Origin of the sequence: Phyllobacterium sp. P30BS-XVII, from assembly GCF_014138335.1 — a bacterium.
In the GTDB taxonomy this organism is placed as follows: Bacteria; Pseudomonadota; Alphaproteobacteria; order Rhizobiales; family Rhizobiaceae; genus Phyllobacterium; species Phyllobacterium meliloti.
Genome location: NZ_JACGXO010000002.1, coordinates 173,373 through 186,041, shown reverse-complemented (window position 1 = coordinate 186,041; position 12,669 = coordinate 173,373). Strand labels below are relative to the sequence as shown.

The following is a 12,669-nucleotide window of genomic DNA, read 5'->3' as shown; positions in this document are numbered from 1 at the left end:
CGTGGTTCGTGGTTCGTGGTTCGACAAGCTCACCATGAGGGAAAGTGAGAATGCAACGATAATCGCCAACGTTTCAGAATATAGCTCCCCTCACCCTGAGCCTGTCGAAGGGCTCATGGTTGTTATATCGAACCACGAACCGCTTTTGCTTACCACATATCGTCAGCAGGCAATCAACCGACCTTGCCGTGTGCAACAGTACCGGCAGTCAGAATCCGCAAGACACGAATCGCTTCTTCACCATCCGTCAGCGGCTCACTGCGTGTGTTGATACTGTCGATGAAATTCTGGCATTCGCGCGTTAACGGCATGCCTTGCGCAATCTTCACATAAGTGGGCTCTTCCGTTGTCGATGCCCACTGGCCGTTGTCCTGCCAGATCGAGTGCTTATAGACCGCAAGCTTCTTGTCCCACTGCTCCATGTCGTCAAAGACTGCCATGGCCTTGGTTCCGACAACCGTAAGTCGGCGCTCGCGATAGGGATTGAGGCGCGAGGCAAAAAGGTGTCCGCGAATATTATTGGGAAAGCGCATATGCAGATGTGCGAAATCGCTCAGGTGATCGAGCACCGCAGCACCCTCGCCGCGCACTTCCAGCGGCTCCGTGCCGGTAATCGCCAGAATCATCGACAGGTCATGCGGGGCAAGATCCCACAGCGCATCATTTTCCGTGTGGAACTTTCCAAGCCCCAGACGATGGGAATGGATATAGCGCACATCACCGAGATCACCGGCTTTGATCAGTTCAAGAAGCTTTTCAAACGCCGGGTGAAAGCGCAGCACATGGCCAACCATGAAAATGCGTCCATTATCACGCGCGGCTTGCACAGCAGCCACTGCATCAGGAACGGTCAGAGCAATCGGCTTTTCGACAAGCACATCCTTGCCATTGGTAACGGCACGAATCGCGGCAGCCGCATGGAACTGCGGCGGCAGGGCCATAACGATGGCGTCAACGTCGGGATGGGTAAAAAGATCCTCGACTTCAATATGCAGAACATTCTGCTCCGCGGCGAAGCCGGCGGCGCGATCAGTGTTCTGGTCGGAGACCGCAAACAGCGCCCCGAGACTCTTCAATGTCCGGATATGATTGCTGCCCCAATAGCCGCAACCCAGCACTGCAATCCGTGGAGCCATCTTTTCAGCCTTTTTCATCACGGCATCCAATATCCGCAGGAAGAAACGAACACAAGTCTTGGATAAGGAGAAGATTGCTTGACAGGTCGTTGCTCCCCACATATATCCGCCCCGTCCCTGTCAATTGACAGCGCGTCCCCCGGTCCTCATTTGCAGGCTAACCGTTCACGGGTCGCATGACATATGGGGCGAAGTAGCTCAGTAGGTTAGAGCAGAGGAATCATAATCCTTGTGTCGGGGGTTCGAATCCCTCCTTCGCTACCATTTCCTTCCCAAAGAAGGCGGTTTTCAGATCAGATTGTTGCAAATTGTAGCTGAAATCGCGATTCTGATTTTTGGCAGCATTTTTTACAGCCTTATGTCTTCCCGGCCTCCCACTCGGTCCGAAGAATAGCCATTACAAGCTCATCCCTGTAGATTCCGCCAAAATACGCACTCCCCCGCGCAATCCCTTCGGGTATGAAGCCTGCGGCCATATATGCACGGCGCGCACGCATGTTTTCGGGGAAAACTCCCAGCCAAACGCGGTGGGCATCGGTTTCAATGAAAATACGGTCAAGAACCGATTGCAGAAATCTTCGGCCATATCCTTGTCCCGGTTTTAGCATTGCGATGCGCTTTACCAGTGACACACGATCCGGTGAGGACCAATCGCGCACGATTGCAAATCCGATAATTTCGTCCGCGTCTTTGGCAATGAAATATCTGTGTTTTTCGTCGGCAAGAGCAACTCTATGCCGCTCTTCGTCCCATCGGCCGACGACAGTGTCGTATCCATCAAGACGTTCAGTCCTCAAAATCACAGGCAAATCCGACTCGGTCGCTCTAACCACTTGAATATCAGCCATCTTCTGTATCCGCCAGTAATCGCATCGACACCAATGACCGCAGGGAGTTTGGCAACCAACCCATTAGCGCAGTCACTTTACCCCGAAATTTGAAACTTGTGGTTGGTGGACAACCCTTCTGATTATCTCCACAAGTCAAACATTAAACAAGCATTGCCGACGTTGGCTTGCTGCAATTCATATTTGATTTTTTTAAGCTGTTTTCGGGTCTGAGAATGAAATGTTATTTGATCAATATGGATCGCTCAACCGAACGGTTGGCGAGAATGGAAAAACTATTTACAGAACTGGGAATAGCGTTTGAGCGGGTCGCAGCAGTTGACGGTCGCTTGATCACGGATTCTGAGATGGCCGAATTAGTGTGGCAGCGACCAGACGAACCTGCCATGACACGTTCAGAAGTTGGATGTTATCTCAGCCACAGAAAATGCTTCGAGTTGATAGCCGAAGGCGAGACAGACCACGCCGCAATTTTCGAAGACGATGCAACACTGTCCCCTGCTATCGCAGATTGGCTCCAGAATTCAGCGTGGCTTCCAACAGACGCGGATATCATCAAACTGGAAACAACCGGCTGCAAGGTTCTGACTGACAAGCCAATTCATCGTTCATCAGACGGCCGTGAAATTGCTCGTCTTTTGAGCACCCACAACTGCACAGCAGGATATATCGTATCGAAACAATGTGCAAAGCGCCTCTGGCATGGGACAGCTTACGTTACCACGGGGATTGATGAACTGCTTTTCAACCCTGAGTATGAGCTTTTTGCCAAGCTGACCATTTACCAAATCAGTCCCGCCCTGTGCAAACAGGCAATGATCCAATCTACAATTGGTCGATATGAGGTACCCCGGGCAAAACCATTTGCAAGAATAATACGCGAAGGGATGCGACCATTCAGGCAGATAGCTGAACAAGTATGGCGAGCATGGATTAAAATTCGATATGCCCAATCCTGGAGCCGCATACCATTCGCCTGATCATTCGGTAAATCAGCTATACGGGACCTGACAGTCTTTATTATTCAGCGTTTTAACAATTCAAACCCTACGAATAAATACTGTCTATCTGGTTTTACGGAATATCTATTTCGTTTTCCGTATATTACGCCAATGATCAACTATATATACTTCCGCCTCCGATGAGTTTTCTCATGTAAACGGATTTTTCTGAATTATCAGAATCAGAAAACGGGGGGACTGAAGATGTTACGGGCAATTATACAAATCTGCACAGCTACCATCATCGCGTTTTTCTTTCTGACAGCAGCATCAAATGCGCAGGCGACAAGAACCTGGGTGTCGGGCGTTGGCGATGATGCCAATCCTTGCAGCCGGACGGCGCCCTGCAAGACGTTTGCCGGAGCAATCTCGAAAACTGCGATCAGCGGCGAAATCAACATTATTGATCCGGGTGGCTTTGGCGCAGTCACCATCACCAAATCAATCAGCATCGTCGGCGAAGGCGGGACAGCCGGAATTCTGGCAGCTGGCACAAACGGCATTATTGTCAATGTAGCGGCGACGGACAGGGTTGTTCTGGACGGACTTGATATTGAAGGGGCTGGCTCGGGCCTGAACGGTGTTCGGATGATCGGAGCGGGGACATTGCTGATCCGCAACTCTTCCATCAGGAATTTTCGCGGTGGCACCGGCTTCGGCGTTGATGTTCAAGCGGCCACGTCAACACGCGTGGTTATCGATAATACGTTGATTTTCGGGAATACCGGAGGGATCAATATCAAGGCTCTGGCTGGCAATAACGTTGTCATCCTGCAACGCAGTACAGTGGAATCCAATAATGTGTTTGCAGGGAAAGTTGACGGTGCGAGTTCGCTGATTTTGAACGGAACAACATTAACCGGAAATGCGACCAGCCTCAGTATTGTCAATGGCGGCGCGGTCATCTCCTATGGGAACAATGTGATCCGTGGCGTCGGGTTGCCGACACAGACGGTGCCTTTGCAGTGATTTCAAACTCCTGCGGCGACCGCATTGCCGCAGGAATCACGCAGGGTTGGTTCAGCATCGGTATTTTGCATCGGGAACAACGACCAGCTTGCCGACAAAACCTTTTGCCATGAAGTCGCTTTGGGCCCGGTGGAATTCAGAGAGTGGATAAACGCCGCCAACCAGCGGTTTGAGCTTGCCATCCTCAATGTAGCTGATGATACGGCGAAAATCGCCGCGCGTGCCCTGCGATGATCCGTGCAGCTGCAATTGCTTCAGATACATGGTTCGAAGGTCAAGCTGCACCACAGGTCCGGCAATTGCACCGGCGGTTGTGTAGCGGCCTTCCGGGCGCAGGATTCGCAAAAGATCATTGAACATCCGCCCGCCAACAAGATCGGCAACGACATCAATGGGTTTGCCGCCAAGAACATGCTCCACAGCGCTGATGAGACCGACTTCCCCGCGGGTGATGACGGCCTCGGCACCGATATCGAGTAAGGCCTGCTCCTTGCCAGCGCCGACAATCGCATAGGGAATGGCCCCGCGTGCCCGTGCCAGCTGGACTATGCCGGAACCCACGCCGCCCGAAGCGCCGGTCACCAGAACTCGTTCACCGGACTTCAGCCCGGCGCGTTCAAGCATCTGTTCACCGGTCAGATAGGCACAGCAAAACGTTGCCAGTTCGATATCGCTCATAGCCGTGTTCACGACATGGGCATTCTCGGCTGGCACTGCTACATATTCGGCATATCCGCCATCGCGGCCATGCCCGATGTAGTCGATATCGGCAAGGCTATCGTCATCGCGATTGTAGATGGAGAAATCCACCATCACCCGTTCGCCGATACGGCTGTCAGAAACGCCTGCCCCGACTGCCGCGATATGGCCAACAATATCCGTTCCCTGAATACGCGGAAACGTCAGCGTCGGCTCCTGTCGCCGCCAGGTTGAAACCGCATTCACATCATCTTCTGTGCCGTAAGCGCCCTGGCGCACCCACACATCCGTATTGTTCATCCCGCAGGCGGAAATTTCGATCAGGACTTCCCCGGCTGCCGGTTGTGCAACCGGCACATCCGTCCGGTAAACAAGCTTGTCGAGATCACCGTGGCCTGTCAGCAGGACGGCTGACATCGTGCGAGAAACCATATCCATGCTCCTGCACTCAAAGTGTCTTTGCAACGGCGTCTACGGCGGCAGCCGCTGCCTTCACAATGATATCAGCCTCATCTTTTGTCAGGCACAGCGGCGGTGCAAAGCCGAGAATATCACCTTGTGGCATCGCCCGGCCGATTACGCCGCGTTCCGCCAGCGCAGCCGATATTTGCGGACCGACCTTCTGCGAGGAATCGAAGAATACCCGGTCGTCACGATCCTTGACGAATTCGACCGCCGCCAGCATTCCATCACCGCGCACGTCTCCGACGATGGGATGGCTTCCCAGCGCATCCGCCAGCGCTTTGCGGAAATAGGCGCCGGTCTCACCCGCATTGGTTACGAGATCAAGCTTATCAATGAGTTCCAGATTGGCAACGCCCGCGGCAGCACAGATCGGGTGGGCCGAATAGGTCCAGCCGTGGCCGAGCGAACCGAGCTTATCCGAGCCCTCTACCAGGACCTGCCAGACTTTGTCGCCGACGATAACGCCTGACAGCGGCGCATAGGCGGAAGTCAGCCCCTTGGCGATGGTGATCAGATCCGGCTTGATGCGATAATGATCAGAGCCGAACATCGTGCCCAGACGGCCAAAGCCAGTCACAACTTCATCGGCCACCAGCAGCACATCATATTTATCGAGGACGGCCTGTATTTTCGCCCAATAACCCGCGGGCGGCGGCACGATACCACCGGTACCGAGGATCGGCTCGCCAATGAAGGCGGCCACAGTCTCCGGCCCTTCGGCAAGAATCATTTCTTCCAGCTTGTCCGCGCAATGCTGGGAAAACTGCTCTTCGCTCATGGAGCGGTCTTCCCTGCGGAAATAATACGGTGCTTCCGTATGGAGAATTGGCGCACGCGGCAGATCGAAGGCATTGTGGAAGAGGTCGAGACCGGTCAGGCTTCCCGTCATGACACCTGAGCCATGATAGCCGCGCCAGCGGGAAATGATCTTCTTCTTTTCCGGCCGTCCGAGCACATTGTTGTAGTACCAGATCAGCTTGATATTGGTCTCGTTGGCATCGGACCCGGAAAGGCCGAAATAGACGCGGCTCATTCCTTCAGGTGCCCGGTCGATGATCATCTTGGCCAGCGTAATCGAAACCTCTGTGCCGTGACCGACATAGGCATGATAATAAGCAAGCTCTTTGGCCTGCTCAGCAATCGCTTCGGCAATTTCCTGCCGCCCATAGCCGACATTGACGCAATAGAGCCCGGCAAACGCGTCGAGACTCTTTTTGCCGTTCACATCGAAAATATGCACGCCGTCGCCGCCCTTGATCACCCGTGTCGGGCTTTCGCCGCGCGCATGGGTGCCCATATGGGTCGACGGATGGAAAAAGTGATCGCGATCCCAGGCGTTCAGTTCGTTTGAACGGTCCAACATGTCCATTGCTCCTGCGTTTTGCTTCAGCCCGCTTCGAGGCAGAGATATTTAAGTTCGGTGAAAGCTTCGATGCCGTGGCGCGACCCCTCCCGCCCGAGGCCGGATTGCTTGACGCCGCCAAAGGGGATGGGCGCACCGGTGATTTTCACCCGGTTTATCGCAACCATGCCATATTCAAGCGCCCGGCCCATGCGCAGCATGCGCTGACCATCACGAGTGACGACATAGGCGACAAGGCCATATTCCGTGTCGTTCGCCCGGCGGATGACATCATCCTCGTCATCAAACACGGTAACAGCGGCAACGGGTCCAAAGGTCTCTTCCCGCATGATCAGCGCATCATCGGGCACGCCAACCAGCAGCGTGGGCTGATAGAACAACGGCCCTGCCCCATGACGTTTGCCGCCCGCAACGCACCGCGCACCGCGACCGAGTGCGTCTTCCACCTGCTCTTCAACCTTCTGCACGGCGCGTTCATGCATCAATGGCCCGATTTCTGCGCCTTGCGTCAGCCCGGATGCTACTTTCAGCGCGGCAATCTTGCGAGCAAAGGCTTCGACAAAAGCGTCATAGATTGGCCGCTCCACGTAGATGCGATTGGCCGCCAGACAATCCTGACCTGACGTCGCGAATTTGGCGCCGATGGCAATATCCACGGCACGCTCAATGTCACTGTCAGCAAAGATGATCAGGGGCGCATGGCCGCCCAGTTCCATGATGAGGTTTTTCATCGTCGGCGCACATTGGGCGGCAAGCAGGCGTCCGATTTCTGTTGAACCGGTAAAACTCAGCGCCCGCACACGCGGATCAGCGCAGAGCGCCCCGACGATAGGCGCTGCCTTGCCAGTGATGATGTTGAAAACACCTGATGGTATCCCTGCCCGCTCTGCCAGTTCCGCAAGCGCAAGGGCAGAAAGCGGCGTCTCGGATGATGGGTGCGCAACAATCGTGCAGCCCGCAGCAAGTGCCGCAGCCGCTTTGCGCGTCAGCATGGCCGATGGAAAGTTCCATGGCGTGACGATGCCGACAACACCGACAGCTTCACGGCTCACCATCATTTGGGCACCGGGCAAATGGCTGGTAACACTCTCCGCGTTGAGCCGTTTGCCTTCCTCCGCACAAAATTCGATGAAGGACGCGGCATAGTCGATCTCGCCGCGCGATTCATCCAGCGGTTTGCCCTGCTCAAGCGTCATAATCAGCGCCAGATCATCCTTGGCGGCAAGGATCAGTTCGTACCATTTACGCAAAATTGCGGCGCGCTGTTGCGGCAGAAGCGAGCGCCATGGGCCGAATGCACGCGACGCGGCATCTATGGCCAGAGCCGTCTCTTCCGCACCGAGGGTCGCGACCCAGGCCACCGGCATTCCCGAGGCCGGATCGCGCACCTCGAATGTTTGCCCGCCTCTACCGGCAGTCCAGTGCCCATCCACATAGGCAAGGTCGCGCAACATCCTGCGATCCTGCAGACGGTCAAGTCCATCATGGCGTTCGGGTCGTGCAAAATGGGCGGACATCGGGCTCTCCCTTGAAATACCCGGTAAGGCTCGCTGATCCCGGCAGGAGAGAGTGACTGTATTTTATGATCCGGAGAGAGAGATTGTCCGAATTGCCGTCCCGATTTGGAGAGATGGACTACGGGTTTCAGTCTTGCGACTGGATCAATGCATGCACGGGGAGTGCCGTTTCCTCTTTTACCGTCTTGGTGATGATGTAGGAAAAATAGCGGTCAATGCCGAGTTCGCGCTGCAACAGATCGTCAATCAGGCGTTGATAGGCATCAATGTCCCGCGCGACGATTTTCAGGATGTAATCAACGCCGCCGCCAACCGACCAGCAGGAAGTTACCTCTGGCAAGAGCTTGATCGCTCGCTCGAACCGCTCAAAATCCGTCTGCTTGTGCGATCCGAGTGTGACCTCCACGAGAATGCTGGCTACCGGGGCCACCAGCCGCAGGGCCAGACGCGCATGATAACCGGTGATAATTCCCGCTTTTTCCAGCCTGCGAAGCCGCGTCCAGCATGGCGTCGGCGAGATACCCGCCCGCTCGGCAAGCGCGAGTTTGGTGATCCGCCCATCCTGCTGGATGGCGTCGAGAATACGGATATCGATTGCGTCAAGCCGAGGTAAGCCCATCATCATTCCAGTTCAAAGGGTGGATAGATCATGGCCTTGTGTTTTTCTCATTGTCAATTGACCTGATTTCAATCAATCTCAAATCATGACATTATGGCGACCCGATATCAGTTCACTAATCCGCCCTGCCTACCTTTCTCTGGCGGACCAGATTGCTCGCGCTGTGGGTGACGGTACGCTGGAAGCAGGCGCACGCCTGCCGACGCACCGGAAGATGGCCGAAGACCTGAAACTGTCGGTGCAAACTGTCAGCCGGGCCTATGAGGAACTTATCCGCCGGGGCTTGCTGTCAGGCGAAACCGGGCGCGGCAGTTTCGTCAAGGCGCAGCGGCGCGAGATCGACCAGCCCTATCTGCCCGAGCGCCTTGGCGAAGTGATCGATCTGTCGATCCTCAAGCCGGTCTGCGAGAAAATGCATCATGAGCGGCTAAAGAAAGCGCTCAGCTGGCTTTCCGAGACGTTGCCCGCAAGTTCTGCCCTGTCCTTCCGTCCGAACGTAGTCTTCCCCCGTCACCGCGCTACGGCTGTCAAATGGCTGCGTGAGTGCGGCCTTGATGTTCCCGCTTCAAATATCAGCGTGACCAATGGCGCGACGGCTGCGATGACCGTCGCCATCATGAGCGTTGCGCCGGTTGGTTCTACCATTGCAACCGAGGCGACCGGGCATCACACGCTTGTCCCGCTCGCCTCCTATCTGGGCTTGACCCTCAAAGGCATTGCCATTGATGATCAGGGGATTATCCCCGAAGCACTTGATGCGGCGTGCAGGGAATCCAGCATTCGCGCGCTGTTCGTGCAACCTGTTGCCATCAACCCGTGCGCAACGGTGATGGGCTCCATCCGCCGCGCACAGATTGTCGAGGTCGCCCGCAAGCGCGATATCGCTATCGTTGAAAGCGACATTCTCGGGCCCCTCGTCGAGGATCGTCCGCCCCCCATTGCAGCGCTGGCACCGGAACGAACCCTCTATTTCACCAGCTTCACCAAAACAGTCGTACCGGGTTTGCGGATTGGTTATCTCGCCGCGCCCGACCGCTATGTCGCCGCCGTTGCCAACCGGCATCTTGTCTCCAACTGGATGGCAACGCCCATGGTGGCGGAGATCGCCACCCGCTGGGTCGAAGATGGCACGGCCATGGAACTGGTGCAGTGGCAGCGGGAGGCGCTGCGGCGTAGACACGAGATTGCCTCGCAGGTGCTTGCGGGCACATTCTTTCGCTCCCACCCGCAAAGCCTGCATATCTGGTTGCCATTGACCGACGGGCGAACGGAAGAAACCTTCGTTGCCCAGGCACGATTGCAGAATGTCGCCATTGCTCCCGGCGCGTCATTCCGCATTTCGCAGGAAGACTGGAAGCCCGCCGTGCGCATATCGCTCGGTTCGACCACCGAAGCGGAATTGCTGCGCGGCCTGACCGTGGTGGGAAGTCTGCTGCAGGGCGACCCCGAGCACCTGCTGCTCGCGATTTAGCCACAACGCGCAATTTCATGGCAATAAAACTTATATTGTCATGATTTAATTTTTACAATTGACATGATTTGATAAGTCTCTCATCGTTTAGGGCATAGCCGGTCTCAACCAGAGGGAGAGACGTATGCCGCCAATCAAAGAGACCAGAACGAAAGCAACGGGCCAGCCGCCGATCATCGAGATCGACGGCATCAGCAAGAGCTTCGGCGCGTTCAAAGTTCTTGATCAGTTGTCATTCAATGTCGCGCCGGGCGAAAAGCTCGCGCTCATTGGTCCGTCCGGCTCCGGCAAGACCACAATCCTGCGCATTCTCATGACGCTGGAAGGCATTGATAGCGGCGACATCCGGATTTCTGGCGAACACCTTTATCAAATGCCTGGGAATGGCGGTCTTCGACCGGCCGACGAGAACCATCTGCACAAAATGCGTGCGCAGATCGGCATGGTGTTTCAGCTGTTCAACCTGTTTCCGCATAAATGCGTTCTCGACAACGTGACGCTTGCGCCGATGCTCACCAAGAATACACCGCGCAAGCAGGCCGAGGAGCAGGCCATGCAATTGCTTGAAATGGTGGGCCTCGCTGACAAGGCGAAGTCTATGCCGTCACAATTATCTGGCGGCCAGAAGCAGCGTGTCGCCATTGCCCGAGCCTTGGCATTGCAACCCAAGATCATGCTTTTTGACGAGGTAACATCCGCGCTCGATCCGGAGTTGGTGGAAGAGGTGCTCAACGTTCTTTGGCGCCTGTCCGAAGAGACTGACATGACCATGCTGCTCGTCACGCACGAGATGGGTTTTGCCCATGAGTTTGCCGATCGGGTCCTGTTCTTTGATCGAGGCAAGATCGTTGAGGACGGCAAGCCCGAAGAAATCTTCCGCAATCCCAAACAGGAACGCACGCAGACATTCCTGAAAAAGATCATCGCTGCCGGTCACAGGGTCTGATCGCAGCACCTGCACACCTTAAAACACAAGAAAACTGAGGAGTTGGGAACATGTTGAATTTGAAAACAATCAGTGCATCGATTGGAGCGATGGCACTCACCGCGCTGGCGCTTTCCACGCCGGTCAAGGCCGACGAAGCGCTCGATAAACTGAAAGCGCAGGGCTTTGCCCGCATCGCCATCGCGAATGAACCACCTTTTACTGCCGTCAAACCAGATGGCAGTGTTTCCGGTGCGGGCCCGGATGTTGCCCGCGCCGTCTTCAAGAAGCTTGGTGTTGCTGATGTCGTCGCGTCGATTTCCGAATATGGCGCAATGATTCCGGGTCTTCAGGCCGGGCGGCATGATGTGGTGACAGCAGGACTTTTCATGAAGCCGGAGCGATGCCGCGCCGTCGCCTATTCCGAGCCGATCCTGTGCGATGCCGAAGCATTTCTGGTGAAGAAGGGCAATCCCAAGGGCTTCAAAAGCTACAAGGATATTGCGGTTGACGCAAAAGCAACCATCGGCGCTCCCGGTGGCGGTACGGAAGAGCGACTGGCGCTGGAAGCCGGTGTGCCGCGTGACCGCGTCATCGTTGTTCCCGATGGCCAGAGCGGCATCAAAATGCTGCAGGATGGACGTATTGACGTTTATTCCCTGCCGGTTCTCTCGATCAACGATCTGGTCAAAAAGGCCAACGACCCGAGCGTTGAAGTTTTCGCGCCCGTGGTGAATGCGCCTGTCTATTGTGATGGCGCCGCCTTCCGCAAGGATCAGACCGCCCTGCGCGACGAATTCGACAAGGTGCTCGCCGAAATGAAGGCTTCAGGCGAATTTACGAAGATCGTCGAGCCTTACGGCTTCTCGGCCAAGGCAGCCATGTCGACCACGCGCGACAAGCTTTGCGCTGGCTGACAGACAGCCCAGTCACGGTCACTCCTGTCCTGAAACAGGAGTGACCAATCATTTTCGCCAAGAACGAGAGCATGACCGATGGGCCAGTGGGCCGGATATTTACAGCTGATTCTGGAAGGGGCGCTTGTGACGATCAAGCTGACCCTGCTGGGGTCTGTGCTTGCGCTGATCATGGCTTTTATCGCTGGCCTTGGCAGGATATCGCGATTTTGGGCCGTTCGCGCGCTGGCCACGGCCTATATTGAATTCTTTCGCGGCACATCCATCTTCGTCCAACTCTTCTGGGCTTATTTCGTGCTGCCGCTGTTTGGCTTTTCGTTGACACCCCTGCAGGCTGGCGTTCTGGCGCTGGGTCTCAATGTGGGAGCCTATGGCGCCGAAGTCGTGCGTGGGGCAATCAAATCCATCGGCAAGGAACAGTATGAGGCCTGCATCGCGCTGAACTTCAACCGGTGGCAGAGCCTGCGCCATATCATCCTGCCGCAGGCTTTCGTGCTGATGCTGCCAACCTTCGGCAACAACGCGATAGAGTTGTTGAAAGCCTCCGCCGTCGTCTCGCTGATTTCCCTTTCGGATATGACCTTTCAGGCGCAGGTCGTGCGCGCCCAGACGGGCAGCACGCTTATGCCGTTCCTGACCATTCTCGTTCTCTATTTCCTCATGTCATCGGTCATTTCGTACTCAATCCGTGGATTGGAACGCTATCTGACGCGCGGCCTTGATGGTGTGAGGTCGTAAA

The 12,669-nt window shown here is 55.6% G+C and carries 12 protein-coding genes and 1 tRNA gene; 7 read left to right on the top strand and 6 right to left on the bottom strand.

Going from position 1 to position 12,669, the window contains the following annotated elements:
- Positions 1-173: 173 nt before the first annotated feature.
- A complete protein-coding gene (locus FHW17_RS06835; RefSeq protein ID WP_091878530.1) occupies positions 174-1,136 on the bottom strand; it encodes a Gfo/Idh/MocA family oxidoreductase in 963 nt (320 codons plus the stop codon).
- 187 nt (positions 1,137-1,323) lie between these two features.
- On the opposite strand from FHW17_RS06835, the gene FHW17_RS06830 reads away from it, so the two are divergent.
- A tRNA-Met gene (locus FHW17_RS06830) sits at positions 1,324-1,400 on the top strand.
- A 92-nt stretch (positions 1,401-1,492) separates the two neighbouring features.
- Here FHW17_RS06830 and FHW17_RS06825 read toward each other — a convergent pair.
- Positions 1,493-1,984, bottom strand: coding sequence for a GNAT family protein (locus FHW17_RS06825; RefSeq protein ID WP_113096904.1), 492 nt, complete (start codon positions 1,982-1,984; stop codon positions 1,493-1,495).
- A 215-nt stretch (positions 1,985-2,199) separates the two neighbouring features.
- Here FHW17_RS06825 and FHW17_RS06820 point away from each other — a divergent pair, with 215 nt between their 5' ends.
- Entirely contained in the window at positions 2,200-2,964 is a 765-nt protein-coding gene (locus tag FHW17_RS06820) for a glycosyltransferase family 25 protein (protein ID WP_281410737.1), read from the top strand.
- 225 nt (positions 2,965-3,189) lie between these two features.
- Entirely contained in the window at positions 3,190-3,954 is a 765-nt protein-coding gene (locus FHW17_RS25165; protein WP_113096902.1) for a hypothetical protein, read from the top strand.
- A gap of 51 nt (positions 3,955-4,005) precedes the next feature.
- On the opposite strand, the gene FHW17_RS06810 is transcribed toward FHW17_RS25165, so the two are convergent.
- The 4 genes from FHW17_RS06810 to FHW17_RS06795 form a co-directional block, all read right to left on the bottom strand.
- Positions 4,006-5,091, bottom strand: a complete 1,086-nt coding sequence (locus tag FHW17_RS06810; protein ID WP_182509489.1) for an alcohol dehydrogenase family protein — start codon at positions 5,089-5,091, stop codon at positions 4,006-4,008.
- Positions 5,092-5,101: 10 nt separating this feature from the next.
- Entirely contained in the window at positions 5,102-6,481 is a 1,380-nt protein-coding gene (locus FHW17_RS06805; protein ID WP_182509488.1) for an aspartate aminotransferase family protein, read from the bottom strand.
- 23 nt (positions 6,482-6,504) lie between these two features.
- Complete coding sequence (locus tag FHW17_RS06800; RefSeq protein ID WP_182509487.1) at positions 6,505-7,998, bottom strand: NAD-dependent succinate-semialdehyde dehydrogenase; 1,494 nt, start codon at positions 7,996-7,998, stop codon at positions 6,505-6,507.
- Positions 7,999-8,125: 127 nt separating this feature from the next.
- Positions 8,126-8,617, bottom strand: a complete 492-nt coding sequence (locus FHW17_RS06795; protein WP_113096899.1) for an Lrp/AsnC family transcriptional regulator — start codon at positions 8,615-8,617, stop codon at positions 8,126-8,128.
- A gap of 85 nt (positions 8,618-8,702) precedes the next feature.
- Between FHW17_RS06795 and FHW17_RS06790 the strand changes: the two genes are divergently transcribed.
- The 4 genes from FHW17_RS06790 (at position 8,703) to ehuC (ending at position 12,668) form a co-directional block, all read left to right on the top strand.
- Positions 8,703-10,088 carry a PLP-dependent aminotransferase family protein gene (locus FHW17_RS06790; RefSeq protein ID WP_112525957.1) on the top strand — a complete coding sequence of 462 codons (1,386 nt, stop codon included), beginning with the start codon at positions 8,703-8,705 and terminating at the stop codon, positions 10,086-10,088.
- A gap of 124 nt (positions 10,089-10,212) precedes the next feature.
- Positions 10,213-11,034 carry an ectoine/hydroxyectoine ABC transporter ATP-binding protein EhuA gene (gene ehuA, locus FHW17_RS06785; RefSeq protein WP_112525959.1) on the top strand — a complete coding sequence of 274 codons (822 nt, stop codon included), beginning with the start codon at positions 10,213-10,215 and terminating at the stop codon, positions 11,032-11,034.
- Positions 11,035-11,084: 50 nt separating this feature from the next.
- Positions 11,085-11,930 (top strand): ectoine/hydroxyectoine ABC transporter substrate-binding protein EhuB, encoded by an 846-nt coding sequence (ehuB, locus tag FHW17_RS06780; protein ID WP_112525961.1) that lies wholly within the window; start codon positions 11,085-11,087, stop codon positions 11,928-11,930.
- A gap of 78 nt (positions 11,931-12,008) precedes the next feature.
- Complete coding sequence (gene ehuC, locus FHW17_RS06775) at positions 12,009-12,668, top strand: ectoine/hydroxyectoine ABC transporter permease subunit EhuC (RefSeq protein ID WP_112525963.1); 660 nt, start codon at positions 12,009-12,011, stop codon at positions 12,666-12,668.
- The last annotated feature ends 1 nt before the right edge of the window (position 12,669 follow it).